Consider the following 25,364-nt stretch of genomic DNA (forward strand, 5'->3'; position numbering starts at 1 on the left):
TTACGGCCAACCCAAATATTCCATCCGCGCTGTAGAGATAATGCCCAGGCCTTACTGTTCGATTAAGCAGTGCACGCCAAAATCACCTCGGCCATCCCATCGCCGGGTTGCTCGTGGGCGTTGTTGCAGAACTCAGCCGGTGAAGGAGTCACATCGGGACTCCATGCGGTTACCTGTGCCGCACCGTCGCATGACGGCACCGAGCCCATCCACGACATCCCACAAAGCGCTCGACGCTGTCTTCAAAGGCACGCAGCCGCGCGCTTGGTCGCGCTGCGTGCTCGGAAAAAGCCAGCGAGAAGCGCAAGGACGGCAAAGCAGATTACGGCGGGCCCTGCGCCCGGACCTGCCATCAGGAACCCGAAGAAAGGTGCGCCGGCGGTTTGGCCTATGGCGATCGTCAGGAACCCAATCATCAGCCCGGTTGCGGGGCGGCCCGGCAGGGCGTGCGTCCCCCAGACGAGGTAGACCCCCGTCAACATCACATAGGCCGCGCCGAAGAAAGCGCCTCCGATCAAAGCGAGTGCAGGAGTGGCGATGCCCGATCCAACGGCGAGAATGCTCGCCGCCATCAGCCCCAGGAAAGTCCGGTGAACCGGATCGAGACCGAACCGGCCGATGAGCGTGCCAGCCCACGCGCCGGCAATGCCGCCAGCGCCGATGCAGGTCCACAGGATACCGGTTCCAGTGGGGCCCCAATCCAGTTGCTGCGACACGAGCTCGCCTCCGAAAGACCAAAGGGCGGTGCTTGCCGCCCCCATCAGGAGCGACGCGGAGATGAGGCGCAGCACCGGGCCCTTCATCGGAGGCAGTCCGCCAGCGCCCTCGCCGCCCCCGGAGGCCGGAAGAGAGGCCGCGGCCGCGACCGCGAGCACCACCGCCACGGCGGCGAACGCGCCGAAGGCAAGCCGCCACTGCCCGGCAATGGCGAGGGCGATCGGTCCCGAAAGGGCCACCCCGGCGCTCGTTCCCGCATTGATGACGGTATTCGTCATATCCTGACGGCTCTTTTGTACCGCAGCGGCCACGGCAGCGGCCATAGGCGGCGAGGCAAGGCCCGTGCTCGATCCCGCCACCACCACGGCAATGGCAAGGATCAGTGGCGAGGGCGCGAGCGCGATCCCGGCCATACCGGCTGCGGCGACGATGGCCGCGCCAACGGCGACCGCACGCGCGCCGATCCGTTCGGTCAGCACAGCGGACGCGATAATGGCAATGCAGTAGCCGGCAAACGCGCCGCCGGAGATGATCCCACTGAGCGAGGGGCCGAGGATCAGGTCGCCGTCGATCTGCGGCAGGAAGAGTCCGAAGGCGAAGCGGGCGAAGCCGTAGCAGACCGCGATCAGGCCGAAGCCTGTCGCGCCGATGCGAAGGGCGGGACTCATGATTGTGCCCTTTCGATCAGAATGGCCGCCGCCGCCCGTGCTGCGGACACGGCGTCTGCGCCCCGGTAGATCGCCGCGTGGGTTGCCCCCTCAAGGAGAACCAGCACCTGCTCGGCCAGGACCGGGTCCTGGCGCCCGAGCTCTGCTGCGACCACCTCCACGATACGTTGGTGAAACGCCGCCTTGTGCGCCGCGACCGCCTCGGCGATCTCGGGCGTGTCGCCGCCGGTTTCCGCACGCGACCGCAGAAACAGGCAGCCCCGTGTTCCCTCGACCCGCACCCAGTCCTCCAGAGCCGCAAACAGCGCATCGACGGTCTGCACCTCGAGCCGAGCCATGAACCGCCGGTCCCGCTCGCTCAGCACCCGCGCCATAAGCTGCGCCTTGCTGCCGGCATGCTTGTAGAGCGTCCGGCTCGACATCCCTGCAGCCTCCGTCAGCCGATCCATGCCAGTGGCCATGTAGCCGTGCCGGTCAAAGAGCCGCTCGGCGGCGGCCGTGAGCTTGGTCGTCAGATCCATGGGAAGCCTCCTTGGGTGTCCATGGGCACCAATGTAAAACGTTCGTTTTACATTGCAAGTCGGCAGGCACCAAGGCTGGCTTCGTCCGCATCCCGTTCGCTCGGCGCTTCAGGGATGCCGCAACAGCCCATCACAGCGGCCGCTTTCGGTTTCCGCGTCGCGGTATATGAGCCTTCCGCGGTGGCCTGCCGGCCACGATCTAAATGTCCGCTCCCTGCGCGTCGCCGCGGAACAGCTGCAAGCGGTGCACGGTACCGGTGAAGGTGTCGCCGAAGCCGCCGGGCCCGCCGATCACCGACACCGGCGCGCCGGTCACGGGCGCATTGACGGCGTAGATGGCCGTCCTCCCTGCGAGCTGACGCGGCGTGAGCGGGATCTGGCGCAACCGGCGCGAGATCGTCCTCGCGCCCCTTGCCCGCTCTCCAAAGAGTGACCAAATACCTGTCGCGCATGCATTTTGCCTATTGCCGCCAGCCTGACATTGCAGTCAATCCGCCAGCGAAACAGACCCACTGGAGGCTCACATGTCCGACGAATGGACCAACACTCAGATCCTCGAATGCAGTTCTGACAACGGTGAGATGCTCACCGTCTTCAGGCAGACCAACGGAACCAATCAACGCTACGTGCTCGGGAACGGACAAGCCGTCGAGTACAACACCGACGGCACCTTTACGGTCCCGGGCAGCGAAACCAACCTCAGCATCCTGAACTTCTGAAACGAGACGCGCCCGGCAGGATCACTCTTCCGGGCGCTGTCATGTCCGCCAGCACAGCCAGCACAGCCGCTCCGCCGTGACGCCGACGCCTTACCCGCGGTCACCCTCGGCCCCGCTCAAAGCATATCGCCAAGCCCCTGCTTGAGTGCCGCGCCCACGCCCTGCCCCTCCATGTGCAGCCGCAGCCGCTGATTGTAGCCGCCCGGCGTATTCAGAGCCTCGATCAACGGCTCACAGGCCGTGTCCCCCAGGCTCGACACGACGAGCTGCCTGAGGAAGGCCTCTCCCTGCGCCTTGTCCGGTGCGTGTTCTCCGAGCCAGTCGGCGGCATCGGCGACCATGCGCGCAATCGGCGATAGAACAGCCTGTGCGCAGAGGTAGGCGGCCATCTCTTCCGCGCCGCGCAAAGGGAAGATGCTGTTGCGCTCCCCGAACAAGTCGGTGACGAGTTGCGCGTTACCGTACATGATGATCGGCGACCCACCCTTCGTGATCCCCGGGAACGGCATCATCACGGCGTCGGCTCGAGCCGGGCGCACCATGGCGTCCGCCTGTTCGAGGGAAGCGCCCGCCATGAAGCTGATCACCCTCTGTCCCTCGCGGAAATTCAAGACGCCCAGAACGTCCGGAGCCACCTCGGCCATCAGGCCCAGGAACAAGACGTCGCTGGCGTCGACCACACCTTGATTGTCTGCAATCCGGACACTCTCGTACTCCTCGGCGAGAGCCGTGGCATGCCGCGCACTGCGTTCCGAGACGGCTATCTGATGCCCGTCGCAAGCGATCCCTCTCACGACCGCGGCAGCAATCGTTCCACAACCAATGACTCCGATCCGCATGACGTCTCTCCGCTCTCGTGCTCCTCCGACGAGCGATAGGTTAGCCGGGCTGACACACCAACGGCAAACCATCATCGGTTCACGGTCGGTTCTCCCGGAAGGGTGTGACTGGGCGCACCGCCGCCAAGCGAAACGTGGCCGATTTCCGGCCTCGAACTCGCTGACCTTGCATCGAGCCCCGCAAATCGACGATACTGTGAACGGTCGCAGGCACAGCCCCGACCCAAGCCTCTGACGAGGGACCCGGCCAACGAGGCAGGACCACTGGAGGATATCATGATCCACGATTGGACCAATATTCAGATCATGGAGTGCAACACCGACAACGGTGTGTTGGTCACGGTATTCTGGCAATCCGACGGTGCATCGGAACGCTATGTTCTTGGCAACGGCCAAGCGGTCGACCAGAACCACGATGGCACGTTCACGATCCACGAAACGCAGACCAATCTCAGTCTGGCGCACTTCTGAAACACGACACGCCCGGCAGGACTAACCTCCGGGCGCGGTCTGCTTTCAGATCACCAGCCGAGCCTTGTCCGGTCGCGGCAGGACGTTCCCAATCCCATCTCCCTCTGAAAGTGCGAAATCCGCCGTCCGGTTGACTCGGGCCGGGCGTCTGTGTCAGGCGCCGGGGTTTCATGATGCATCCCGGCGCGCCTGCGCGGGGCCCAGCCGAAGGAAGGACCCATGGCTCTTACCCTCCGTCGCAACCGCGACCACGATCTCTCGACCTTTGCAGCGATGCTGCCTTCCGAGGAGATCCCCCTGATCAACCCCAATGCGAAAGTTCCCTTCGACGAGATGGAGTGGCATCGCAAGTGGCTCGGAGATCAGGACGATGTCTCCTTCTATCTTCAGGATCCCGCAGGCCGAGAGGTCGGCTTTTTCGCCCTCCGCGTTGGGGTCGGACCTGAAGTGCGGCACCTGACCTACGTCTATCTCGTCGAGGAGGCTCGCGGCGGTGCTGCCGCAGAGGTGACGGAGCACGTGGAGCAAGCGGCCCGGGATCTTGGCGCGTCGAGCCTGACCCTCAAGGTCGAGGTCGACAACGCGCCGGCCCTGAACGCCTACCTTTCCGCGGGCTACGAGGAGCTATCCCGCCGCCAGGGCATGGCAACCATGCGGCTCGATCTGGATGAGCGCCTCGCTGCCTAGACGCCGGGTTGCAGGCTGTCAGGGCCCCATCGGACCCGTCGGCATACCCGACAATCCAAGGCCCTGAAACGAGACGCGCCCGGCCGGATTTCTCCTCCGGGCGCGGTCTCTCTCGATGATGCCAATCATGCGCTTTACGCGGCCTCCGGCAAGCCCTTCCGCGCCGGACCATCCTGCGGCCCTTCAGACCGTCCGAGAGATACAGCAGCGCCGACAGCAGGCCGCCGCAGCGCGCTTTGCTCGACACCGAACGCCCGGCCGAAGTGGATCCGGCTCAGGGAGCCGGAAAAGGCGACGGCGCCACATGCCGTCGCGCTGCTAACATTCGGCTTACCGCTCATTGCGGCGATCACCGGAGGCATTGGCCGGCGCGTTGCCGGAACGATCAAGGCCGCAGGATGGGACGGACGATGCGTGGACGACGCAGCCTCGCTCGAGGCTGGATCGACCCATGTAAGATGAACTACCAATACAGCGCTAAGTTGCAGCAAATCGAAAGAACGGAAGTCGGCACAGGCCGCTGCCGATCCCCCAAAAACAAATTGCCCCGGCACGTTGCTGAATCCGTGCCGGGGCAGATTGAGAAAGAAAAGAACTCTTCAATTGGTATGGGGCACCGACACGGAAAAACATCCGCAACAGGTGCTTACAGGCAAATCATTTTCACTCAAACACACGTCCACAATGGACACTTTGGGTTGTGCATGACCTTGCTTTTCGTGTCGAGTCCGCTCACCCTTCAGGTGCGCGGATTCCAAAACCAAACAATCTCGAGTAAAATTAGATTTCATTTTTTGGAAAATAGTTTTCCAAATTTCGAAACAGATGGAACGCGCGCGACACTTCACCCGGACAGCATGACCCAAGGCAGATTGTTTCGGGAGAGGAGCTGATTCGGCATCATTGCTCACGTTCCACGATCGAGTTCCGCAATTCGAGGAAATCGCCCCCGAGGCGACGCCACGCATCGTCGACCTGAACCGGTGACCTGATGACGTGGAGCGTTCCGGGTCACCGTCAACCCCACAGACAGGAGATGTCTGATGCCCCTGCACGACCCTGCACGCCGCAGGAACCGGCCACGCGCTGGCAGCGCTCTGCCGAGACGATCCTCCAGATGGTGAAACACGGAGAGTTGCCCGGCTTCCGGGCCGGTCGCATCATCCGAAGTCCATCAAAGGCAATTAAGGCCTACGAATGCCAGACATCAGCATTGGAAGATTGCTCAGCGTGTTTGCGTCTATTGGCAAGATCCAGAGACCGGCAAGCGAGCCCGTCATCAGCTTGAGGCATGCATCAGAGCGGAAGCAGAAGGCCTGCCGGTTGAGGCAGGCGCCGTCGAGGTGTCGATGATGGGTCTCGGTCGCATCCCGCGCGCCCGTCGCCCGGATCGGAGCGCAACATGACACCAGAAGAACAGGAAGAAGCTTATCACCTCGCCAAGCGCTGCAGCGAGAACAGGCCGCTGCTACGCTGCCCTGCCGCATGGGACGGGCACCTGCATGGGACGGGCACCTAAGCGTGCGCGTAGCGGCTGCCGGGCGCGATATGAGCCTTGGCATGATGGCCAGCTGGAGCTGCTGATCTCCAAGGGCAAGCGGCACATCGTCAAGGTGGCGCTGGTCGCTCTCTACACGGGCCAGCGCCGGGCGGATGTCATCGGACTGTGCGAGAACCAGATTCGCGAAGGCGTCTGGAGCAACGAGCAGGGAAAGACGGGAAACTCGGTGACGCTGCCACTCCACCCTGTCGTGCTTGCCATCATCGAGGAGGAGCGCACTGCGCGCCGCAAGGCGCAGGTCGTAGCCCCAGCTCTACCGCTGCTGACGAATAGCCGCGGCAATCCGTGGGGCCCAGGCTTCAGCGCATCATGGACGAAAGAGCTTGTCCACATCGGACCGAGGCCTAAAAGCATGGAGGAGATGGAAGAGGATGCCTTCCGGCCAACCTTCCACCGCTTGCGCACCACGAACGCCACGGTGATCGCCAATACGGTCGCGCGAGATCCGGATTTGTTCGGCGGGATCCAGCGGGTGCAGGCGATGCTCGGTCACCTTTCCGAACGCATGTCGCGCCCCAATGCGAGACGCGCAGAGGTTGAGCACATGAACCGTGAAACGGTACCGCTGCTACCCCACTTTGGGAAACATATTTCAGAGATTGGGAGACATAAGGCGGACGAAGCCGCTAAGGAGTTGAAAATGGTGGGTGATGAGGGACTCGAACCCCCGACATCTTCGGTGTAAACGAAGCGCTCTACCAACTGAGCTAATCACCCGGTCCGCGCGGTTTAGCCAAGCGCCTCGCCTGTTTCAAGACGCTTCGTGGTCGATCTGACTTTCGCGGTCGATCCAGGTGCGGGGCCCGGCGCCGGAACGCCCCTTCACGTCCGCCGGATTGTAGAGCGGACAGGTCTCCATCGACAGGCAACCACAGCCGATACAGCCGTCGAGATCGTCGCGCAGCGCCTCGAGCCGGGCGATGCGGGCGTTGAGCTCGGTGCGCCATGCCACCGACACGGCCTGCCATTCCGCCTTGTTGGGCGCCCGGCCCTTGGGCAGCCCGCCGAGGATGTCGCGAATCTCGGCCAGTGGAATCCCCAGCGATTGCGCGACCCGGATCACCGCCACCCGGCGCAGCTCGCGCCGGTCGTAGCGACGGTGATTGGCGGGCGTGCGCCAGCTTTCGATCAGCCCCTCGGCCTCGTAGAAATGCAGGGTCGAGACCGCGACGCCGGCGCGCGCGGCCATCTCTCCGACCGAGAGATCGTTGGGGCGGATGGGTTTGCCGGGACGGGGGGGCATCGGACGCTTGACCTCAAGTGAACTTGAGGACGCAAGGTGCCTGGGTTTTCGCGAATCTGCAAGGAGATCCCAGATGACCACCCCCACCCGCATCGTCGGACTGCGCCCGCTGCGCCCCGGCCTTCTCGCCCGGTTGCTCGGCTGGACGCATGCCCGTCTGCGCGCACGGCGCACCACACGCCGCATCGATGCGCTGCGCCGCGACCGGGCCATCGCCCGCGATATCGGCCAGCCGCTGCCGCCACTGCCGGAGCGTCCGCTGCACGACAGATGGTAAGCGCCGGGGCCACGACAATGCACAGTCAACGACGCTCGTCACAGCGTCCGGATCCGTCGTAAATAAGGGGAAATGGTGGGTGATGAGGGATTTGAACCCCCGACATCTTCGATGTGAACGAAGCGCTCTACCACTGAGCTAATCACCCGGTAGCGGGTCTATTAGTGGAAGCCTCCGGGAGGCGCAAGAGGCCAATCGCAGCCTTTTTCGAGAAATCCGCCTTCCCTCGCGGGAGGCGGTTTTCGCGCGGCGCGGCGGGGCTGGTTCCGGCTCGGCACTTCGTCTAGAGGACGAAGTGGGGGGGCTCCACATCATGACCGACATCCGGCTTGTCATCTTCGATTTCGACGGCGTGCTCGTCGACAGCGAGGTCATAAGCGCGCGCATGCTCGTGGCCGAGCTTGCGCTGCACGGGGTCGAGATCGACCTGCCCTACGTGGCGCGCCATTTCCTCGGCCGCAGCTACCCGGTGGTGCTGCACCAGATCCGCCAGGAGTTCGGCATCGTGCTGCCCGAGGGCTTCGAGGCCGATTACCGCGCCCGGCTGATCGAGGCCTTCCGCCACGAGCTGCGCGTCATGCCCGGCGCCCGCGAGACCGTCGAGGCGCTGCGCCTGCCCTACGCGCTGGCCACCAGCTCGAGCCCCGCGCGGCTGATGCGCTCGCTCGAGATCACCGGGCTCTCGGCGCTTTTCGAGGGCCGCATCACCACCGCCACCGAGGTTGCCAACGGCAAGCCCGCCCCGGATCTGCCGCTGCTGGCGGCGGCCAAGGCCGGGATCCGGCCCGAGCATTGCCTGCTGATCGAGGACTCGCTCGCGGGCATCCGCGCGGGCCTCGCGGCGGGGATGCAGGTCTGGCATTTCACCGGCGGCAGCCACTTCGCCGAGATCGAGCCGCCCTCTGCCCCCGATGCGCAGCCGCACCGCAGGTTTGCAGATTTCGGCGAACTCGCGCATCTTGCCCCGCACCTTCTGACATCCGCTGCGACGAGGACCCTGCCCTATGAGTGACGACGGCGACGTACCGGCACAGGACATCGCGGCCCGGGCGGGCTGGCTCTACTACGTGGGCGGCCTGCGTCAGGACCAGATCGCCGAGGAGCTGGGGATCTCGCGCCAGCGCGCCCAGCGCATGGTGGCGCGCGCCGTGGCCGAGGGACTGGTGCGGGTGCGCATCGACCACCCCATCGCCGAATGCCTCGAGCTCGAACGGGCGCTGCGCCAGAAATTCGGCCTGAGCCGCGCCCGCGTGGCGCCGCGTCTCGGACCCGGTCAGGAGGCGCTGCGGGCCATCGCCTCCTTCGCCGCGCCCGAGCTCGAACGGGTGTTCCGCGACCAGACGCCGAAGCTCATAGCGCTCGGCACCGGGCGGACGCTGCGGGCGGTGATCGAGCAGATGCCGACGATCGCCGCCAGCCAGCACAAGATGGTCTCGCTGATCGGCAACGTCTCTCCCGACGGCTCGGCCTCGTTCTACGAGGTCATCATGCGCATCGCCGACAAGACCGGCGCACCGCACTACCCGATGTCCGTTCCGGTGATGGCACGCGACGCCGAGGAGTTCGCCACCTACCGCGCGCTGCCGCACGTGCAGAGCTCGCGCGCGCTGGCGGCGCAGGCGGATATCACCATCGTCGGCATCGGCCAGATGGCGGACGACGCGCCGCTTTTCATGGACGGGTTCATCACCGAGGCCGAGCTGCGCGCCGTGCAGAAGGCCGGGGCCGCGGGCGAAATCTGCGGCCATATCTTCGATGCGGACGGACAGTATATCGACCATCCCGTCAATGCTTTCATGGTCGGATCCCGGGTGCCAGTGAACGACAACCCGGTGCTCTGCATCGGCGGAGGCGTGAGCAAGATCAAGCCCTTGCGGGCCGCTCTTCGCGGGCGGCTGATCGACGGGCTGATCACCGACGAGATCACCGCCGCTGAATTGATCAGCAGATAATCCACGCGATGCCCCCAAAACGGGCTTGACTCGACTCGTATCCATATGTGAGCTTTTTTTCACAATATGGGCATATGCTCATGCTGGGGAGATTTGGGAGGATAATCCATGCCTTATTCGTATCGCGCCCTTCTGGGCGCGTGTGCTGTTGGTGCACTCGCAACTTCGGCAATGGCCGAGACAATCACCGTCGCGACCGTGAACAACGGCGACATGATCCGCATGCAGGGCATGATGGAAGACTTCACCGCGCAGCACCCCGACATCGAAGTCGAGTGGGTCACGCTTGAGGAGAACGTCCTGCGCCAGCGCGTCACGCAGGACGTGGCCACCGGCGGTGGCCAGTTCGACGTGATGACCATCGGCAACTACGAGGTGCCGATCTGGGGCGAGCGCGGCTGGTTGCTGGCCCTCGACGATCTGCCCGAGGGCTATGACGCCGACGACCTGATCCCCTCGATCCGCGAGGCGCTGTCGGTGGACGGCACGCTCTACGCGCTGCCCTTCTACGGTGAATCCGCCTTCGTGATGTACCGCAAGGACCTCGCCGAGGCCGCGGGCGTGAGCATCCCCGAAGAGCCCACGTGGGCGCAGATCAAGGAAGCCGCCGCCGCGATGACCGACAAGGACGCGGGCGTCTACGGCATCTGCCTGCGCGGCAAGCCCGGCTGGGGCGAAAACATGGCCTTCATCTCGGCCATGGCCAACAGCTACGGCGCGCGCTGGTTCGACATGGACTGGAAACCGCAGTTCGACAGCGAGGAGTGGCAGGCGGCGTTCAAGGACTACCTCGAGATGATGACCAACTACGGTCCTCCGGGCGCGTCGTCGAACGGCTTCAACGAGAACCTCTCGCTGTTCCAGCAGGGCAAGTGCGGCATGTGGATCGACGCCACCGTCGCCGCGGGCTTCGTGACCGACCCCGAGGAATCCACCGTGGCGGACAAGGTCGGCTACGCGGTTTTCCCGAACAAGGAAGGCGTCGACAACCACGGCAACTGGCTGTGGTCGTGGAACCTCGGCATCCCGCAGTCCTCGGACTCGCCGGACGCGGCCAAGGCCTTCGTCGCCTGGGCGACCTCCAAGGAGTACACCCAGCTCGTGGCCGAGAAGCAGGGCTGGCGCGCGGCCCCTCCGGGCACCCGCACCTCTCTCTATAAGAACAGCACCTACATCGAGGAAGCCCCTTTCGCGACGCTGACCAAGCAGACCATGGACGCGGCCACCCCCGAGAAGCCCTCGGTCCAGGACGTGCCCTACGTCGGCGCCCAGTTCGTCTCGATCCCCGAATTCCAGGGCATCGGCACGGCGGTCGGCCAGCAGTTCTCGGCAGCCCTTGCCGGGCAGGTCGATGCGGACACCGCGCTCAACAACGCGCAGCAGCTGACGCAGCGCGAGATGATGAAGGCCGGCTACATCAAGTAACCGACTTCCGCCTCGGGTGCGGGCCTGCCCTCCTGGCCTGCACCCCTTTCCGCCCGGCGCGCCGCCCGTTCCGTCCGTGCGTCGCATCCGCCGCTGGTGACGCACGTCCCGCGTCCCGGCGCCCCCTCCTGCCGAGAGACCTGCCATGGCCACCCAGCATTCCCGCGCCGCAGCAAGGTTGATGATCTCCCCCGCCGTGCTCTTGCTGCTCGGATGGATGATCGTCCCGCTGGTGATGACGCTCTACTTCTCCTTCCTGCGCTACAACCTGCTGATGCCGGGGATGGAGGAGTTCACCGGCTGGACCAACTACCGCTTCTTCCTCACCGACCCGGCCTTCTTCGACGCGCTCGGCAACACGCTGTTGCTGGTGGGCGGGGTGCTGCTGATCACCGTGATCGGCGGCACGCTGCTGGCGCTGCTGCTCGACCAGCCGTTCTGGGGACAGGGGGTGGTGCGGATCATGGTGATCGCGCCCTTCTTCGTGATGCCCACGGTGTCGGCGCTGGTCTGGAAGAACATGTTCATGAACCCGGTGAACGGGCTCTTCGGACATTTTGCGCATTTCCTCGGACTAGAGCCCTATGACTTCCTGAGCCAGGCGCCGCTGGCCTCGATCATCTTCATCGTGAGCTGGCAGTGGCTGCCCTTCGCCACGCTGATCCTGCTGACCGCGCTGCAGTCGCTCGACCAAGAGCAGCTCGAGGCGGCCGAGATGGACGGCGCGAGCGCCCTGTCGCGGTTCTACTACATCATGGTGCCGCACCTTTCGCGTGCCATCACCGTGGTGATCCTGATCCAGACCATCTTCCTGCTGTCGATCTTCGCCGAGATCCTCGTGACCACCGCCGGCGGTCCGGGCACCGCCTCGACCAACCTCACCTACCTGATCTACGTGCAGTCGCTGCTGCAGTTCGACGTGGGCGGAGGCTCGGCCGGTGGCGTCGTCGCCATCATCCTCGCCAACATCGTCGCGATCTTCCTGATGCGGATGATCGGCAAGAACCTGGACGCATGACTATGGAACGCACCGATCACCCCAGCGGCTTCGCCCCGGCCACGGCCGGAACGACCGGCGGCGCCCCCGAAGGCGCGCGGCCCGACACCGATGGCGCAACGCCGGACGCGATCTCCGGCGGGCGCAATCCCGGACAGATGACAGAGGGGGAGCACTGAGATGGCCCGCGCCGTGACCAACCGCCGGAAGGCGATCGTGACCGTGGCCGCATGGCTCGTCGGCATCGCGATCTTCTTCCCGATCCTGTGGATCCTCATCCTCTCGTTCAAGAGCGAGGGTGACGCCATCAAGACCCCGATCGAGGTGCTGACCTCGAACTGGACCCTCGAGAGCTATCACACCGTGCAGGAACGGTCGGACTACTTCCGCCACTTCCTGAACTCGGTGATCCTGTCGGTGGGCTCGACCGTCATCGGCCTCATCATCGCTGTCCCTGCCGCCTGGGCCATGGCATTCGTGCCCGGCAAGCGCACCAAGGACGTGCTGATGTGGATGCTGTCGACCAAGATGCTGCCGCCCGTGGGCGTGCTGGTGCCGATCTACCTGATCTTCCGCGACCTCGGTCTTCTGGACAGCCGCGTCGGCCTCGTGATCGTGCTCACGCTCATCAACCTGCCGATCATCATCTGGATGCTCTACACCTACTTCCGCGAGATCCCGGGCGAGATCCTCGAGGCCGCGCGGATGGACGGTGCATCGCTGAAGAACGAGATCCTCTACGTGCTGACGCCAATGGCGGTGCCCGGCATCGCCTCGACCATGCTGCTCAACATCATCCTCGCCTGGAACGAGGCATTCTGGACGCTGAACCTCACTGCCGCCAAGGCGGCACCGCTCACGGCCTTCATCGCGTCCTACTCCAGCCCCGAGGGCCTGTTCTACGCCAAGCTCTCGGCGGCCTCCACAATGGCCATCGCGCCGATCCTCATCATGGGCTGGTTCAGCCAGAAACAACTCGTCCGCGGCCTGACCTTCGGCGCGGTTAAGTAAGGGAAAGGACCAGAGACATGGGACGCATCACCCTCGACAAGGTGACCAAGAGCTTCGGCGAGGTCAACGTCATCCCGCCGCTGGACCTGACCATCAACGACGGCGAGTTCGTGGTCTTCGTCGGCCCCTCGGGCTGCGGCAAGTCCACCCTGCTGCGGCTGATCGCGGGGCTCGAGGACGTGACCTCGGGGCAGATCCGCATCGACGGCAAGGACGCCACCCAACAGGCCCCCGCCCAGCGCGGCCTTGCCATGGTGTTCCAGAGCTACGCGCTTTACCCGCACATGTCGGTGCGCAAGAACATCGCCTTCCCGATGAAGATGGCGGGCGTGCCCGAGGACGAGCAGAAGCGCCGCATCGACAGCGCCGCCGCCGCGCTCAACCTCACCGACTACCTCGACCGGCGGCCCGGCCAGCTCTCGGGCGGTCAGCGCCAGCGGGTCGCCATCGGGCGGGCGATCGTGCGCGAGCCCTCGGCGTTCCTGTTCGACGAACCGCTCTCGAACCTCGACGCGGCGCTGCGCGTGGGCATGCGGCTCGAGATCATGGAGCTGCACAAGCGGCTTGCCACGACGATGATCTACGTCACCCACGATCAGGTCGAGGCGATGACCATGGCCGACAAGATCGTGGTGCTGCGCGCCGGGAACATCGAACAGGTGGGCTCTCCCCTCGAGCTCTACCATACGCCGCGCAACGAGTTCGTGGCGGGCTTCATCGGCAGCCCGAAGATGAACATCTTCGGCGGCAACCCGGCGCAGCAGCACGGCGCGACCAAGATCGGCATCCGCCCCGAGCACATCGCCGCCTCGACCGAGACCGGCACCTGGAGCGGCGTGGTGGGCGTGGCCGAGCACCTCGGCTCGGACACCTTCCTGCACGTGCACGAGACCGGGCTTGCCGAGACCGTGACCGTCCGCGTCGACGGCGAGCTGCCGGTGCGCCACGGCGACCGCATTTTCCTCAGCCCCGACGAGAGCAAGCTTCACCGCTTCAGCGAGCAGGGGCTGCGCGCATGACGCGACTGGCGGGCAAATGCGCGCTGATCACCGGGGCGGCGCGGGGCATCGGGGCGGAATTCGCCCGTGCGTACGTGGACGAAGGTGCCCGGGTGGCCATCGCCGACATCAACATCGAGCGCGCACGCGAGACCGCCGAGGCGCTCGGCCCCTCCGCCATCGCGGTGCAGATGGACGTCACCCGGCAGGACAGCATCGACAGCGCCGTGGCCGAGACCGTGGCCATGCTCGGCCGCATCGACGTGCTGATCAACAACGCGGCGCTCTTCACCGCCGCGCCGCTGGTCGAGATCACCCGCGAGGACTATGCCCGGGTCTTCGACATCAACGTGGGCGGCGTGCTCTTCACCATGCAGGCCGTCGCCCGGCACATGATCGAGCAGGGCATCAAGGGCCGCATCATCAACATGGCCTCGCAGGCGGGACGGCGCGGCGAGCCGCTGGTGGCGGTCTATTGTGCCACCAAGGCGGCGGTGATCTCGCTCACCCAGTCGGCGGGGCTCAACCTCATCCGGCACGGCATCAACGTGAACGCCATCGCCCCCGGCGTGGTGGATGGCGAGCACTGGGACGGGGTCGACGCCTTCTTCGCGAAATACGAGGGCAAGGCGCCGGGTCAGAAGAAGAAGGAGGTCGGCGAGGCCGTCCCCTATGGCCGCATGGGAACGGCCAGGGATCTGACCGGCATGGCAATTTTCCTGGCCTCTGACGAGGCCGACTACGTCGTCGCCCAGTGCTACAACGTGGACGGCGGTCAGTGGATGAGCTGACGGAGGCGACAATATGAAACTGGCCAACGAAACCCTGGGCGAGCTCGACAAGCGCGTCGCCCTGCCCGCCTACGACCGCAAGGCACTGAGCCACGGCATCGTGCACGTGGGGCTCGGCAACTTCCACCGGGCCCATCAGGCGGTCTATCTCGACGATCTCTTCGGGCGCGGGCTCGACCACGACTGGGCGCTGACCGGCGCCGGAGTGCGGGCGCCCGATGCGCGGATGCGCGACGCGCTGCGCTCGCAGGACTGCCTGTCCACGGTGATCGAGCTCTCCGCCAGCAGCACCAGCCCGCGCATCGTGGGCTCGATGATCGACTACGTCGAAGTGGCCGAGACCAACGGCCCGCTGATCGCCAAGATGACCGACCCGGCCACCCGCATCGTTTCGCTCACCGTGACCGAAGGCGGCTACTACGTCGACCCGACCACCGAGACCTTCGACCCGACGCACCCCGACATCGTGGCCGACGGCGCGAAGCCCGAGGCGCCGAGGACCGTGTTCGGCGCCATCGTCGCGGCGCTGAGGGCCCGCAAGGACGCGGGCACCCCGCCCTTCACCGTGATGAGCTGCGACAACATCCCCGGCAACGGCGACGTGACCCGCGACGCGGTGACCGGCACGGCCCGGCTCTCGGACCCGGCGCTGGCCGACTGGATCGGAAGCAACATCGCCTTCCCCAACTCGATGGTCGACCGCATCACCCCCGCCACCGGTGATCGCGAGCGCGCGCTCGCCGCCGAGTACGGGCTCGACGATCCGGTCCCCGTCACCTGCGAGCCCTTCCGGCAATGGGTGCTCGAGGACAACTTCCCGCAGGGCCGCCCCCGGCTGGAAGAGGTTGGGGTCACCTTCACCGACAAGGTCCACGAATACGAGCGGATGAAGATCCGCATCCTCAACGGCGGCCACGCCATCATCGCCTATTCCGGCGCCCTGCTCGGCTGCGAGCTGGCGGACGAGGCCATGGCGCATCCTCTGGTCCACGCCTTCTTCCGCAAGGTCGAGGAAACCGAGGTCCTGCCCCACGTCCACGCGGTGCCCGAGTTCACCCCCGCCGCCTATCTCGAGCTCATCGACGAGCGCTTCTCGAACCCGGCGGTCAAGGACACCATCCGGCGGCTCTGCCTCGACGGCTCGAACCGGCAGCCCAAGTTCATCGTGCCCTCGATCCTCGACGGGCTGAAGGCGGGCACCTCGGTCGAAGGACTCGCGCTCGAATCCGCGCTCTGGTGCCGCTACTGCGCCGGACAGTTCGAGGACGGCAGCACCATCGAGCCCAACGACCCGAACTGGAGCCGCCTGACCGAGCTCTCCGACGCCGCCAAAAGCCGCCCCGGCGCCTGGCTCGAACAGCGCACCGTCTACGGTGACCTGGCGAGGAACGAGACCTTCGCCGCGGTCTTCGCGGACTGGCTGGACCGGCTCTGGACCAGCGGCACGCAGGCGACGCTCGAAACCTACCTGAAGGCCTGACCCCGTCATGAGCTATCTCGGCATCGACCTCGGCACCTCGGGCCTGCGCGCCCTGCTCACCGACGGCGAGGGCACCCCCGTCGCCTCGGCCGAGCGCCACTACGAGGTGCAGCACCCGCACAGCGGCTGGTCCGAACAGGACCCCGCCGACTGGATCGCCGCGCTGGAAGGCGCCGTCGAAGAGCTGCGGCGCCAGCCCGCATGGGCCGACCTGCGCGGGATCGGCGTCGCGGGACACATGCACGGGGCGGTGACGCTCGACGACGGGAACCGGGTGATCCGGCCCTGCATCCTGTGGAACGACACCCGCAGCCACGCCGAGGCGGCGCTGCTCGACGCCACCCCGGGGGTGCGCGAGTTGTCGGGGAACATCGTCTTTCCCGGCTTCACCGCGCCCAAGCTGATGTGGATGCGCAGCCACGAGCCCGAGGCCTTTGCCCGAGTGGCCAAGGTGCTGCTGCCCGCGGCCTATCTCAACTTCTACCTGACCGGCGATCACGTGGCGGACATGTCCGACAGCGCCGGCACCAGCTGGCTCGACACCGGCGCGCGGGACTGGTCCGACGCGCTGCTCGACGCCGGCGGCATGCAGCGCGACCAGATGCCCCGCCTCGTCGAAGGCAGCGACAAGGCGGGCGCGCTGCGAGAGGATCTGGCCCGGCGCTGGGGTGTGGGGCCAGGTGCGGCGGTGGCTGGCGGGGCTGGGGACAACGCCGCCGCCGCCTGCGGCACCGGCGTGCTGTCCGAGGGACAGGGCTTCGTCTCTCTCGGCACCTCGGGCGTGCTGCTGGCCGCCCGCGACGGCTATCGCCCGGCGCCCGAAAGCGCCCTGCACAGCTTCTGCCACGCGGTCCCTGCGACCTGGTATCAGATGGGCGTCATGCTGAGCTGCACCGACAGCCTCAACTGGCTCGCGCGGATCACCGGCACCAGACCGGCCGAGCTGACCTCGGCGCTCGGCGACTGCATCGAAGCGCCCGGGCGGCTGCGCTTCCTGCCCTATCTCTCGGGCGAGCGCACGCCGCACAACGACGCCGCCATCCGCGGCGCCTTCACCGGCATCGGCGCCGAGACCAGCCGGGACGACCTCACCCGGGCGGTGCTCGAAGGCGTCAGCTTCGGGCTCCGCGATTCCGCCGAAGCGCTGGCCTCGGTCGGCGCCCGCCCCGAGGCGCTGCTGGCCATCGGCGGCGGCAGCGGCTCGCGCTACTGGCTGCGGCTGCTGGCGACGGTGCTGAACGTGCCGCTGCGCCTGCCGAGGGCGGGCGAGTTCGGCGCGGCGCTTGGCGCGGCCCGCCTGGGGCGCGTCGCCGCCACCGGCGAGGACCCGCGCGAGGTCATGCTGCCCCCCGCCACCGGCGAGGTGATCGAGCCGCTGGCCGACCTGACGGCGGCCTTCGACGACGCCTACCAGCGCTTCGGTCCGGCTTATCGCGGCATCAAAAAAGTCCAGTAAGGCACTGATCAATCTATATTAAAGCGACAGGCTCTGGGCGCGGCGCGTGGGAAAACCACGCCGCGCCCGCTTCCCGCTTGCATCGCGCCGCGACTCCCGCCACATTCTGAACAGTTGTTCAATTTCCATCGCGGCAAGGGAGGGCCCACATGGATTTTGCGCTGAGCGAAGAACAAACCGCCATCTTCGACATGGCCCATGCCTTCGGGCAGGAGCAGATCGCGCCGCATGCTGCAGCGTGGGAGGCCGAGGGCACCATCCCGCGCGAACTCTGGCATGAGGTCGGGTTGCTCGGGCTCGGGGGCATCTACGTCAGCGAAGAGAACGGCGGCTCGGGGCTTTCGCGCCTCGACGCGACGCTGGTCTTCGAGGCGCTGAGCATGGCCTGCCCCTCGGTCGCGGCGTTCCTGTCCATCCACAACATGTGCGCGCGGATGATCGACGCCTACGGCTCGCCCGAGCTGAAGGAGCGGTTCCTGGCCCGCGCCTGTGCAATGGAGACGGTGCTGTCCTACTGCCTGACCGAGCCCGGCTCGGGTTCGGACGCCGCTGCGCTCAGGACCCGGGCCGAACCCGCCGGCAACGGCTGGGCGCTCACCGGCACCAAGGCCTTCATCTCGGGTGGCGGCTATTCCGATGCCTATGTCGTCATGGCCCGCAGCGGCGCCGACGGCCCGCGCGGCATCTCGGCCTTCGTGATCGAGGACGGCACCGAGGGGCTCTCCTTCGGCGGGCTCGAGCAGAAGATGGGCTGGAAGGCGCAGCCCACCCGGCAGGTGCAGATGGACGGCTGCGTCATCCCCGCCGCCAACCTGCTGGGCGAGGAGGGCAAGGGCTTCCGCTACGCCATGGCCGGGCTCGACGGCGGCCGGCTCAACATCTCGGCCTGCTCGCTCGGGGCGGCGCAGGCGGCGCTGGACGCCACGCTGCGCTACATGGCCGAGCGCCGCGCCTTCGGCCAGAGCATCGACCAGTTCCAGGCGCTGCAGTTCCGCCTTGCCGACATGGAGATCGAGCTTCAGGCCGCCCGCACCTTCCTGCGCCAGGCGGCGTGGAAGCTCGACCAGGGCGCGCCGGATGCCACCAAGTTCTGCGCCATGGCCAAGAAATTCGTCACCGAGGCGGGTTCGAAGGTGGCCGACCAGTGCCTGCAGCTGCACGGCGGCTACGGCTATCTCGCGGATTACGGCATCGAGAAGATTGTCCGTGACCTGCGCGTGCACCAGATCCTCGAGGGCACCAACGAGATCATGCGGCTGATCGTGGCGCGCGGGCTGGTGTCTGCGTGACAGATGCGACCGCCGCGAGCATTGCAAGGATTCCGACCATGACCGACACCGTCATCCGCCGCACCGGCCGCGCCGGCCATGTCAGCCTGTCCCGCCCCAAGGCGCTGAACGCGCTGAACCATGCCATGTGCCTCGAGATCGAAGCCGCGCTCGACGCCTGGCGCGACGATCCCGAGGTGGCGCTCGTGATGATCGACGGCGCCGGCGACAAGGCCTTCTGCGCCGGCGGCGACATTGCCGAGATCTACCACCAGGGCCGCGCGGGCGATTATGCCACCGGGCGGGCGTTCTGGCGCGACGAGTACCGGCTGAACGCCAAGCTCGCCGAGTATCCCAAGCCGGTGATCAGCTTCCTGCACGGCTTCGTGATGGGCGGCGGCGTCGGGCTTGGCGGGCACGTGGGCGAGCGGGTGGTCTGCGAGAGCTCACAGATCGCCATGCCGGAATGCGGCATCGGCTTCGTGCCGGACGTGGGCGGCTCGCTGCTGCTGGCGCGCGCCCCGGGGCGGCTGGGGGAATACCTCGGGCTCACCGCCGCGCGCATGGGTCCGGGCGACGCTATCCACGCGGGCTTCGCCGACCATTTCGTGCCCGAGGCCGACTGGCCCGCGCTGAAGGAACGGCTGGCGGCGACCGGCGATGTCGCGGCGCTGTCCGAGGCGGCATCCGCGCCCCCGGCAAGCCCCATGGCCGCGGCGCAGGACGAGATCGACGTACTCTTCGGCGCAGACAGCGTCGCGGGCATCCGCGCAGCGCTCGAGGGTGCCAAGGGCCCCATCGGCGAGGCCGCGCGCAAGGCGGTGGGGCGCAATTCGCCGCTGTCGATGGCGGTGACGCTCGAGATGCTGCGCCGGCTGCGCGCCGGCGATGGCGACATCCGCGCGGCGCTGCGGCAGGAATACCGGGTCTCGCACCGCATCGTCGAAGAGGGCGATTTCGTCGAGGGCGTTCGCGCGCAGATCATCGACAAGGACCGCACCCCGCACTGGCGCCTCGCCGCTGACGAGGTCACTCCGGCGCATGTCGAGGCGATGCTGGCACCGCTGGGCGAGGACGAACTGGCGCTCTGAACGGGGCGCCCGGGGCGCATGCGACAAAGGTTTATGGTTCAGGTCCGTCCCGAAACGCGCTAGAAGCGCTGGAAAAGGATGGAACTCATGGTCACGCTCGACATCTTCTCCGACCCGATCTGCCCCTGGTGCTATATCGGCAAGAGCTACCTCGACCGCGCGTTGCAGGACGCGCCGGACCATCCGTTCACGATCCGCTGGCGGCCCTTCATGCTGAACCCGGACATGCCGGCGGAAGGCATGGACCGGCGCGCCTATCTCGAGACCAAGTTCGGCGGCAAGGACGGAGCGGTGAAGGCCTATATGCCCGTCTTCGAACACGCCCGCGACGCCGGGCTGACCATCAACCTCGACGCCATCGAGCGGACGCCCTCGACCCTCGACGCCCACCGGCTGATCCACTGGGCCGGGATCGAAGGGGTGCAGACCGCCGTGGTCTCGGCGCTCTTCACCGCCTATTTCGTCGAGATCCGCGACATCGGCAACCGCGAGGTTCTGGGCGACATCGCCGATGCCTGCGGGCTCGACGCGAGCCTGATCCTGCGGCTTCTGGCCTCCGAGGCCGACCGGCGCGAGATTGTCGAGATGGACGCCACGGCGCGCGGCATGGGGGTAACCTCGGTGCCGACCTTCGTGGTCGCGGGACAGCACGCGGTGCCCGGCGCCCAGCCGGCCGAGCTCTGGTCGCGGGTGATCGCCGAGCTCAAGGACGGCGGCGCCCGCGCGGCTCTGGCCTGATCGCGACACCCCTCCCCGCGCCCCCGGCGGGGCCTGATCTGCGCGCATAGCGGAATTGCATGCTGCGAGCACCGAATGGCTGTTGTCAGGCCGGGCGCCGATCCGATAGCCCGATGGCAACGCCATTTCGCCCCGCGCGCAGCCTTCGTCCTGCCGGCGGACCGATCACCAAGGATCCGACTTTCCATGCGCCCTGATACTGTCCCCGGACGCCCCGAGTTCATCGCCATGCTGGCGATGCTCTTTGCAACCATCGCCTTCTCGATCGACGCGATGCTGCCCGCCCTGCCCGAGATCGGGGCCGAGCTGACGCCCGACGACGTCAACCGCGCGCAGCTCGTGGTGACCAGCTTCGTGCTCGGCATGGGGATCGGCACCTTCTTCACCGGGCCGCTGTCCGACACCTTCGGGCGCAAGCCGGTGGTTCTGGCGGGCGCGACGCTCTACGTGGTGATGTCGCTGGTCGCGGCGCAGGAGGATTCGCTCGAGCTGCTCCTGGTGGCGCGTCTGTTCCAGGGGCTCGGCGCCGCGGGCCCGCGGGTGGTGGCGCTGGCCATCGTGCGCGACCTGCATTCGGGGCGCGAGATGGCGCGGATCATGTCCTTCGTGATGATGATCTTCACCATCTTCCCGGCGCTGGCGCCCTCGATGGGCGCGGTGATCATCGACCTCAGCAGCTGGCGCGGCATCTTCATCGCCTTCGTGGTCTTCGCCACCATCTCCACCAGCTGGCTGATGCTGCGCCTGCCAGAGACGCTCCCGCGCGAGAAGCGCCGGCCGTTCCGCCTGCGCACCCTCTGGGCCGCGGTGAAGGAGCTGCTCGGCCACACGGTGGTGCGGATCTCGATTGCGGTGCAGGCGCTGATCATGGCGATGCTGTTCTCGATGATCTCGACGGTACAGCCGATCTACGACATCAGCTACGGCCGCGCCGAGAGCTTCCCGCTGTGGTTCGGCGGCGTGGCGATCCTCGCGGCGTCGGGAAGCGTGCTGAACGCGGCGCTGGTGATGCGGCTGGGGATGCGCTTCCTCGTGACCGCGGTGCTGGGGCTGCAGGTGGTGTTGGCGGGCGCGGCACTGGTGGTTTTCGCCACGGGGCTGCCGAGCGATCTCGGCTTCGCGGTCTTCGTGGTCTGGCAGCTGGCGGTGTTCTTCCAGATGGGCCTGACCATGGGCAACCTCAACGCCATCGCGATGGAGCCGGTGGGGCATATCGCCGGGCTCGCCGCCTCGGTGATCGGCGCGCTGGCGACGGTCATGGGCGTGGTGATCGCGATCCCGACGGGTCTGATGTTCGACGGCACGCCGCTGCCGCTGGCGGGAGGGATCTTCGTCGAAGCGGTCCTCGCGCTGCTTCTGATGCGGAAGATGGCGAAGATCGATCAGGCCAACCCGGTCTGATCGCTGCCCCGGCGGCGCGCGCGGCACTCCGGGCATCCGCGCGGACCGGCGGGCTTTCGTGCTTTCGCGGGCCGTTGCCACGATCCAGCGCTCTTCGACATGCCCCGCCCGCTGAGGCATCAGGCTTCTCTGCCCTGGGCTGCACGCTTCTCGACCACAGACCACATTCATCTCGACCTCGGGCCCGGCGTGTCTCGGCCTCGGGCTCATTGCATCGGCGCCTCGGGTTCACAACATCTCTGTCCAAGGCGTGTGCGTCTCAACCGCAAGCCAATACGTCTCGCCCCCAAGCCCAAAGCGTCTCACTTTCAGGACCAACGCTTCTCCCCCTCAGACCCGGCGCTTCTCCGTCTCCGGCGCGGCGGCTTGCCGCGGGACCAGCCGGAAGGCGCTCATGTCGTCGAGCAATTCGATGATCCTGCCGCTCACTGTGGTTGGAAAGATCGCCGGTGGCCGCCTCGTGCCCCTCGCCCTCGAAGGCACGGGCCTTGATCGTGGCGCCGCCAAGGGCTTCCTGCAACTGCGAGACCGACTGGTTGAAATCGCGGCGCAGGCTCTCGCTGGCCTCTTGCATAGGCTCGGTGATGGCGCAGCCGAGATCGCGCTCCGCCAGCCGGTGCAGGCGCCGGTTGAAGAGCGTCATCACCTCCTGCGTTTCGCGGGCCGAGGCTTCGGCCCGCGACTGCGCCGCTGTGGCCTTGTGGGGCTCGTCGGCCACCTGTTCGCGGCTTTGCTCTCGGCCGCTGCGAGAGCAGCGCCATGCCGCCCCCGACGAGACGCGCGAGGGCCAGCACCAAGGCATCCATGGAGTTGCGGTGCATCTTGGACATGCGCCGCATCTATCAGCCCTGTCCTTTTCGCTTCCCTTACATCCCTCAAAGCTCGCTCAAATTTCCCGCAGGCGAGGTCACATTAAGTATACAAATGCATACAACGCTTTTCCCGGGAGATTTTTTCGGCTAAGGGGCCGTCATAGCCCGCATGCTAACAGGAAAGGGTACTGCATGTCGAAGATCAAGGTAGACAACCCGATCGTCGAGATGGACGGCGATGAAATGACCAGGATCATCTGGGACTTCATCAAGAAGAAGCTGATCCTGCCCTATCTGGACCTCGACCTGCTTTACTACGACCTCGGGATCGAGGAGCGCGACCGCACCGAAGACCAGATCGCCATCGACGCCGCGATGAAGACCAAGGAGGTCGGCTGCGCGGTGAAATGTGCCACGATCACCCCCGACGAGGCGCGGGTCGAGGAATTCGGGCTCAAGAAGATGTGGAAGTCGCCCAACGGCACGATCCGCAACATCCTTGGCGGCGTGGTGTTCCGCCAGCCGATCATTTGCCGCAACGTGCCGCGCCTCGTGCCCGGCTGGACCCGGCCCATCGTGATCGGCCGTCATGCCTTCGGGGACCAGTACAAGGCCACCGATTTCACCTTCCCCGGCGCCGGCAAGCTGACGATGAAATTCGTGGGCGAGGACGGCACGGTGATCGAGAAGGACGTCTACGACGCGCCATCCGCGGGCGTCTACCAGGCGATGTACAACCTCGACAGCTCGATCATCGACTTCGCGCGGGCCTCGCTCAACTACGGGCTGGCGCTCGGCTGGCCGGTGTACCTGTCGACCAAGAACACCATTCTCAAGGCCTATGACGGCCGCTTCAAGGACCTCTTCCAGAAGGTCTACGAGGAGGAGTTCGAAGAGAAGTTCAAGGCCAAGAAGATCTGGTACGAACACCGCCTGATCGACGACATGGTCGCCTGCTGCATGAAGTGGAACGGCGGGTTCGTCTGGGCCTGCAAGAACTACGACGGCGACGTGCAGTCCGACACCGTGGCGCAGGGCTTCGGCTCGCTGGGACTGATGACCTCGCAGCTGATGACGCCCGATGGCAAGATCGTCGAGGCCGAGGCCGCGCACGGCACCGTCACCCGCCACTACCGCCAGCACCAGGAGGGCAAGTCGACCTCGACCAACTCCATCGCCTCGATCTTCGCCTGGACCGGCGGCCTCAAGCACCGCGCCAAGCTCGACGAGAACACCGCGCTGATGGCCTTTGCCACAACGCTCGAGAAGGTGATCGTCGAGACGGTCGAGGACGGCTGGATGACCAAGGACCTCGCGCTGCTGGTGGGACCGGACCAGAAATGGCTGACCACCATGGGCTTCCTCGAGAAGATCGACGAGAACCTCAACCGCGCGCTCGCCGGCTGACCGATCCGGCGCGGGGGCTGACCGCCCCCGCGCAGCGTCCGTCCGCTCACAGGCCGGGTTGCAACGCGGGAAGAGTTGGTTCCCCGTCCTGCCAGCAACACGCCCCCGCGCCCTGCCTGCGATGCGGGCAGAGGCCCCGCCCGACGCGCCGTCAGAGCACGACCGCGCTTGACCCCCGCGCTGCGCTGCGGCAATTCCCCTTGCATGCTGTTGCTCGAGTCTCCGCCGCCGGACCGCCACTCCTTCTGGGAGGATGCCCTCGCCATTCTGGTGGGCACCACCCTCGTCGCGCTGTCGATCCAGTTCCTGCGGGCGTCCGAGCTTTTCACCGGCCAGATCGCAGGCCTGTCGCTGGTGCTGTCCTACCCCACCGGCCTGCCCTTCGGCGCGATCTTCTTCGTGCTCAACCTGCCCTTCTACCTGCTGGCGATCCGCCAGCTCGGGTGGCGCTTCACCATCAAGAGCTTCCTTGCGGTGGCGCTGATGTCGACCATCGCCGAGAGCCTGCCGCTGGTGCTGAGCATGAACCACCTGCACCCGGCGCTCGGGGCGACGCTTTCGGGGATTCTCGCGGGGGTCGGGCTGCTGATGCTGTTCCGGCACGGCGCGACGCTGGGCGGGGTCGGCGTTGTGGCGCTCTGGGCGCAGGACACCAAGGGCATCAAGGCCGGTCACGTGCAGCTTGGCTTCGACCTCTGCGTCTTCGCGCTGGCGCTCTTCCTGTTCGACTGGCAGCGGGTGCTGTGGTCGCTGCTCGGCGCCGTGGTGCTGAACCTCATCATCACCGTCAACCACCGGCGCGACCGCTACATCGCCCGCTCCTGAGCCCGCCCC

27 protein-coding genes and 2 tRNA genes are annotated in these 25,364 nt (G+C 66.5%); 21 read left to right on the top strand and 8 right to left on the bottom strand.

Annotated elements, in window-relative coordinates; translation table 11 throughout:
• Window positions 1–242: 242 nt before the first annotated feature.
• The 3 genes from BLQ77_RS16350 to BLQ77_RS16360 all read right to left on the bottom strand — a co-directional run bounded on the left by BLQ77_RS16350 (window position 243) and on the right by BLQ77_RS16360 (window position 2,291).
• Complete coding sequence (locus BLQ77_RS16350) at window positions 243–1,385, bottom strand: MFS transporter (RefSeq protein ID WP_089961122.1); 1,143 nt, start codon at window positions 1,383–1,385, stop codon at window positions 243–245.
• Window positions 1,382–1,906, bottom strand: a complete 525-nt coding sequence (locus BLQ77_RS16355) for a TetR/AcrR family transcriptional regulator (protein ID WP_089961124.1) — start codon at window positions 1,904–1,906, stop codon at window positions 1,382–1,384. Before BLQ77_RS16355 ends, BLQ77_RS16350 begins: the two co-directional genes overlap by 4 nt.
• 199 nt (window positions 1,907–2,105) lie before the next feature.
• On the bottom strand, window positions 2,106–2,291 hold the full coding sequence (locus tag BLQ77_RS16360) for a hypothetical protein (RefSeq protein WP_089961125.1): 186 nt from the start codon (window positions 2,289–2,291) through the stop codon (window positions 2,106–2,108).
• Window positions 2,292–2,430: 139 nt separating this feature from the next.
• On the opposite strand from BLQ77_RS16360, the gene BLQ77_RS16365 reads away from it, so the two are divergent.
• Window positions 2,431–2,625 (top strand): hypothetical protein, encoded by a 195-nt coding sequence (locus tag BLQ77_RS16365; protein WP_008886147.1) that lies wholly within the window; start codon window positions 2,431–2,433, stop codon window positions 2,623–2,625.
• Between the two features lie 116 nt (window positions 2,626–2,741).
• On the opposite strand, the gene BLQ77_RS16370 is transcribed toward BLQ77_RS16365, so the two are convergent.
• Window positions 2,742–3,464, bottom strand: coding sequence for an NAD(P)-binding domain-containing protein (locus BLQ77_RS16370; RefSeq protein WP_089961127.1), 723 nt, complete (start codon window positions 3,462–3,464; stop codon window positions 2,742–2,744).
• A gap of 276 nt (window positions 3,465–3,740) precedes the next feature.
• Here BLQ77_RS16370 and BLQ77_RS16375 point away from each other — a divergent pair, with 276 nt between their 5' ends.
• From BLQ77_RS16375 to BLQ77_RS28445, 3 genes are all read left to right on the top strand, one after another.
• Complete coding sequence (locus tag BLQ77_RS16375) at window positions 3,741–3,935, top strand: MHC class I heavy chain (protein ID WP_089961129.1); 195 nt, start codon at window positions 3,741–3,743, stop codon at window positions 3,933–3,935.
• A 219-nt stretch (window positions 3,936–4,154) separates the two neighbouring features.
• The gene (locus tag BLQ77_RS16380) at window positions 4,155–4,622 is read left to right on the top strand and encodes a GNAT family N-acetyltransferase (protein ID WP_089961131.1); all 468 of its coding nucleotides are present in this window, start codon (window positions 4,155–4,157) and stop codon (window positions 4,620–4,622) included.
• Between the two features lie 458 nt (window positions 4,623–5,080).
• Complete coding sequence (locus tag BLQ77_RS28445) at window positions 5,081–5,515, top strand: hypothetical protein (RefSeq protein WP_131822024.1); 435 nt, start codon at window positions 5,081–5,083, stop codon at window positions 5,513–5,515.
• Window positions 5,516–6,824: 1,309 nt separating this feature from the next.
• Here the strand turns inward: BLQ77_RS28445 and BLQ77_RS16385 are convergent.
• Window positions 6,825–6,900: transfer RNA gene (locus BLQ77_RS16385), tRNA-Val, on the bottom strand.
• A gap of 34 nt (window positions 6,901–6,934) precedes the next feature.
• On the bottom strand, window positions 6,935–7,426 hold the full coding sequence (soxR, locus tag BLQ77_RS16390; RefSeq protein WP_089961133.1) for a redox-sensitive transcriptional activator SoxR: 492 nt from the start codon (window positions 7,424–7,426) through the stop codon (window positions 6,935–6,937).
• A gap of 73 nt (window positions 7,427–7,499) precedes the next feature.
• Here soxR and BLQ77_RS16395 point away from each other — a divergent pair, with 73 nt between their 5' ends.
• Complete coding sequence (locus BLQ77_RS16395) at window positions 7,500–7,703, top strand: hypothetical protein (RefSeq protein ID WP_089961135.1); 204 nt, start codon at window positions 7,500–7,502, stop codon at window positions 7,701–7,703.
• Window positions 7,704–7,776: 73 nt separating this feature from the next.
• Here the strand turns inward: BLQ77_RS16395 and BLQ77_RS16400 are convergent.
• A tRNA-Val gene (locus BLQ77_RS16400) sits at window positions 7,777–7,851 on the bottom strand.
• Window positions 7,852–8,016: 165 nt separating this feature from the next.
• On the opposite strand from BLQ77_RS16400, the gene BLQ77_RS16405 reads away from it, so the two are divergent.
• The 14 genes from BLQ77_RS16405 to BLQ77_RS16465 all read left to right on the top strand — a co-directional run bounded on the left by BLQ77_RS16405 (window position 8,017) and on the right by BLQ77_RS16465 (window position 22,311).
• Complete coding sequence (locus tag BLQ77_RS16405; RefSeq protein ID WP_089961281.1) at window positions 8,017–8,715, top strand: HAD family hydrolase; 699 nt, start codon at window positions 8,017–8,019, stop codon at window positions 8,713–8,715.
• The gene (locus tag BLQ77_RS16410; protein WP_008885590.1) at window positions 8,708–9,655 is read left to right on the top strand and encodes a sugar-binding transcriptional regulator; all 948 of its coding nucleotides are present in this window, start codon (window positions 8,708–8,710) and stop codon (window positions 9,653–9,655) included. The genes BLQ77_RS16405 and BLQ77_RS16410 overlap by 8 nt, the downstream gene beginning before the upstream one ends.
• A 108-nt stretch (window positions 9,656–9,763) precedes the next feature.
• Window positions 9,764–11,080 carry an ABC transporter substrate-binding protein gene (locus tag BLQ77_RS16415; RefSeq protein WP_089961137.1) on the top strand — a complete coding sequence of 439 codons (1,317 nt, stop codon included), beginning with the start codon at window positions 9,764–9,766 and terminating at the stop codon, window positions 11,078–11,080.
• Window positions 11,081–11,225: 145 nt separating this feature from the next.
• Window positions 11,226–12,098: a carbohydrate ABC transporter permease gene (locus BLQ77_RS16420; protein WP_008885962.1), complete on the top strand. Its 873-nt coding sequence runs from the start codon at window positions 11,226–11,228 to the stop codon at window positions 12,096–12,098.
• Window positions 12,099–12,100: 2 nt separating this feature from the next.
• The gene (locus tag BLQ77_RS28805) at window positions 12,101–12,256 is read left to right on the top strand and encodes a hypothetical protein (protein ID WP_165617138.1); all 156 of its coding nucleotides are present in this window, start codon (window positions 12,101–12,103) and stop codon (window positions 12,254–12,256) included.
• Window position 12,257: 1 nt separating this feature from the next.
• Window positions 12,258–13,088: a carbohydrate ABC transporter permease gene (locus tag BLQ77_RS16425; protein WP_008884315.1), complete on the top strand. Its 831-nt coding sequence runs from the start codon at window positions 12,258–12,260 to the stop codon at window positions 13,086–13,088.
• A 17-nt stretch (window positions 13,089–13,105) separates the two neighbouring features.
• Entirely contained in the window at window positions 13,106–14,107 is a 1,002-nt protein-coding gene (locus BLQ77_RS16430) for an ABC transporter ATP-binding protein (RefSeq protein WP_089961139.1), read from the top strand.
• Complete coding sequence (locus tag BLQ77_RS16435; RefSeq protein ID WP_089961142.1) at window positions 14,104–14,877, top strand: L-iditol 2-dehydrogenase; 774 nt, start codon at window positions 14,104–14,106, stop codon at window positions 14,875–14,877. The genes BLQ77_RS16430 and BLQ77_RS16435 overlap by 4 nt, the downstream gene beginning before the upstream one ends.
• 13 nt (window positions 14,878–14,890) lie before the next feature.
• The gene (locus BLQ77_RS16440; RefSeq protein WP_089961143.1) at window positions 14,891–16,357 is read left to right on the top strand and encodes a mannitol dehydrogenase family protein; all 1,467 of its coding nucleotides are present in this window, start codon (window positions 14,891–14,893) and stop codon (window positions 16,355–16,357) included.
• A 7-nt stretch (window positions 16,358–16,364) separates the two neighbouring features.
• Window positions 16,365–17,813 carry a xylulokinase gene (xylB, locus tag BLQ77_RS16445; RefSeq protein ID WP_089961145.1) on the top strand — a complete coding sequence of 483 codons (1,449 nt, stop codon included), beginning with the start codon at window positions 16,365–16,367 and terminating at the stop codon, window positions 17,811–17,813.
• 149 nt (window positions 17,814–17,962) lie between these two features.
• The gene (locus tag BLQ77_RS16450) at window positions 17,963–19,102 is read left to right on the top strand and encodes an acyl-CoA dehydrogenase family protein (protein ID WP_008884899.1); all 1,140 of its coding nucleotides are present in this window, start codon (window positions 17,963–17,965) and stop codon (window positions 19,100–19,102) included.
• Between the two features lie 38 nt (window positions 19,103–19,140).
• Complete coding sequence (locus tag BLQ77_RS16455; RefSeq protein WP_089961147.1) at window positions 19,141–20,172, top strand: enoyl-CoA hydratase/isomerase family protein; 1,032 nt, start codon at window positions 19,141–19,143, stop codon at window positions 20,170–20,172.
• A gap of 87 nt (window positions 20,173–20,259) precedes the next feature.
• Window positions 20,260–20,910 (top strand): DsbA family oxidoreductase, encoded by a 651-nt coding sequence (locus BLQ77_RS16460; protein ID WP_242661747.1) that lies wholly within the window; start codon window positions 20,260–20,262, stop codon window positions 20,908–20,910.
• Window positions 20,911–21,096: 186 nt separating this feature from the next.
• Window positions 21,097–22,311 carry a multidrug effflux MFS transporter gene (locus BLQ77_RS16465; protein WP_089961152.1) on the top strand — a complete coding sequence of 405 codons (1,215 nt, stop codon included), beginning with the start codon at window positions 21,097–21,099 and terminating at the stop codon, window positions 22,309–22,311.
• Between the two features lie 259 nt (window positions 22,312–22,570).
• On the opposite strand, the gene BLQ77_RS16470 is transcribed toward BLQ77_RS16465, so the two are convergent.
• Window positions 22,571–22,954 (bottom strand): hypothetical protein, encoded by a 384-nt coding sequence (locus tag BLQ77_RS16470; protein WP_131822025.1) that lies wholly within the window; start codon window positions 22,952–22,954, stop codon window positions 22,571–22,573.
• Window positions 22,955–23,315: 361 nt separating this feature from the next.
• On the opposite strand from BLQ77_RS16470, the gene BLQ77_RS16475 reads away from it, so the two are divergent.
• Window positions 23,316–24,530 (top strand): NADP-dependent isocitrate dehydrogenase, encoded by a 1,215-nt coding sequence (locus BLQ77_RS16475; RefSeq protein ID WP_089961156.1) that lies wholly within the window; start codon window positions 23,316–23,318, stop codon window positions 24,528–24,530.
• Between the two features lie 204 nt (window positions 24,531–24,734).
• Window positions 24,735–25,355 (top strand): YitT family protein, encoded by a 621-nt coding sequence (locus BLQ77_RS16480; RefSeq protein ID WP_089961158.1) that lies wholly within the window; start codon window positions 24,735–24,737, stop codon window positions 25,353–25,355.
• The last annotated feature ends 9 nt before the right edge of the window (window positions 25,356–25,364 follow it).

This window comes from Salipiger thiooxidans (assembly GCF_900102075.1).
GTDB classification, from domain to species: domain Bacteria; phylum Pseudomonadota; class Alphaproteobacteria; order Rhodobacterales; family Rhodobacteraceae; genus Salipiger; species Salipiger thiooxidans.

What these genes read in the sequence shown, in the direction of transcription:
- BLQ77_RS16405 (WP_089961281.1), top strand. Translation starts at nt 8,017, where the DNA reads ATGACCGACATCCGGCTTGTCATCTTCGATTTCGACGGCGTGCTCGTC.
- BLQ77_RS16440 (WP_089961143.1), top strand. Translation starts at nt 14,891, where the DNA reads ATGAAACTGGCCAACGAAACCCTGGGCGAGCTCGACAAGCGCGTCGCC.
- BLQ77_RS16465 (WP_089961152.1), top strand. Translation starts at nt 21,097, where the DNA reads ATGCGCCCTGATACTGTCCCCGGACGCCCCGAGTTCATCGCCATGCTG.
- BLQ77_RS16370 (WP_089961127.1), bottom strand. Translation starts at nt 3,464, where the DNA reads ATGCGGATCGGAGTCATTGGTTGTGGAACGATTGCTGCCGCGGTCGTG.
- BLQ77_RS16450 (WP_008884899.1), top strand. Translation starts at nt 17,963, where the DNA reads ATGGATTTTGCGCTGAGCGAAGAACAAACCGCCATCTTCGACATGGCC.
- BLQ77_RS16375 (WP_089961129.1), top strand. Translation starts at nt 3,741, where the DNA reads ATGATCCACGATTGGACCAATATTCAGATCATGGAGTGCAACACCGAC.
- BLQ77_RS28805 (WP_165617138.1), top strand. Translation starts at nt 12,101, where the DNA reads ATGGAACGCACCGATCACCCCAGCGGCTTCGCCCCGGCCACGGCCGGA.
- BLQ77_RS16475 (WP_089961156.1), top strand. Translation starts at nt 23,316, where the DNA reads ATGTCGAAGATCAAGGTAGACAACCCGATCGTCGAGATGGACGGCGAT.
- BLQ77_RS16425 (WP_008884315.1), top strand. Translation starts at nt 12,258, where the DNA reads ATGGCCCGCGCCGTGACCAACCGCCGGAAGGCGATCGTGACCGTGGCC.
- BLQ77_RS16415 (WP_089961137.1), top strand. Translation starts at nt 9,764, where the DNA reads ATGCCTTATTCGTATCGCGCCCTTCTGGGCGCGTGTGCTGTTGGTGCA.
- soxR (WP_089961133.1), bottom strand. Translation starts at nt 7,426, where the DNA reads ATGCCCCCCCGTCCCGGCAAACCCATCCGCCCCAACGATCTCTCGGTC.
- BLQ77_RS16380 (WP_089961131.1), top strand. Translation starts at nt 4,155, where the DNA reads ATGGCTCTTACCCTCCGTCGCAACCGCGACCACGATCTCTCGACCTTT.
- BLQ77_RS16435 (WP_089961142.1), top strand. Translation starts at nt 14,104, where the DNA reads ATGACGCGACTGGCGGGCAAATGCGCGCTGATCACCGGGGCGGCGCGG.
- xylB (WP_089961145.1), top strand. Translation starts at nt 16,365, where the DNA reads ATGAGCTATCTCGGCATCGACCTCGGCACCTCGGGCCTGCGCGCCCTG.
- BLQ77_RS16365 (WP_008886147.1), top strand. Translation starts at nt 2,431, where the DNA reads ATGTCCGACGAATGGACCAACACTCAGATCCTCGAATGCAGTTCTGAC.
- BLQ77_RS16460 (WP_242661747.1), top strand. Translation starts at nt 20,260, where the DNA reads ATGGTCACGCTCGACATCTTCTCCGACCCGATCTGCCCCTGGTGCTAT.
- BLQ77_RS16395 (WP_089961135.1), top strand. Translation starts at nt 7,500, where the DNA reads ATGACCACCCCCACCCGCATCGTCGGACTGCGCCCGCTGCGCCCCGGC.
- BLQ77_RS16470 (WP_131822025.1), bottom strand. Translation starts at nt 22,954, where the DNA reads ATGACGCTCTTCAACCGGCGCCTGCACCGGCTGGCGGAGCGCGATCTC.
- BLQ77_RS16430 (WP_089961139.1), top strand. Translation starts at nt 13,106, where the DNA reads ATGGGACGCATCACCCTCGACAAGGTGACCAAGAGCTTCGGCGAGGTC.
- BLQ77_RS16410 (WP_008885590.1), top strand. Translation starts at nt 8,708, where the DNA reads ATGAGTGACGACGGCGACGTACCGGCACAGGACATCGCGGCCCGGGCG.
- BLQ77_RS16480 (WP_089961158.1), top strand. Translation starts at nt 24,735, where the DNA reads ATGCTGTTGCTCGAGTCTCCGCCGCCGGACCGCCACTCCTTCTGGGAG.
- BLQ77_RS16420 (WP_008885962.1), top strand. Translation starts at nt 11,226, where the DNA reads ATGGCCACCCAGCATTCCCGCGCCGCAGCAAGGTTGATGATCTCCCCC.
- BLQ77_RS28445 (WP_131822024.1), top strand. Translation starts at nt 5,081, where the DNA reads ATGAACTACCAATACAGCGCTAAGTTGCAGCAAATCGAAAGAACGGAA.
- BLQ77_RS16350 (WP_089961122.1), bottom strand. Translation starts at nt 1,385, where the DNA reads ATGAGTCCCGCCCTTCGCATCGGCGCGACAGGCTTCGGCCTGATCGCG.
- BLQ77_RS16355 (WP_089961124.1), bottom strand. Translation starts at nt 1,906, where the DNA reads ATGGATCTGACGACCAAGCTCACGGCCGCCGCCGAGCGGCTCTTTGAC.
- BLQ77_RS16455 (WP_089961147.1), top strand. Translation starts at nt 19,141, where the DNA reads ATGACCGACACCGTCATCCGCCGCACCGGCCGCGCCGGCCATGTCAGC.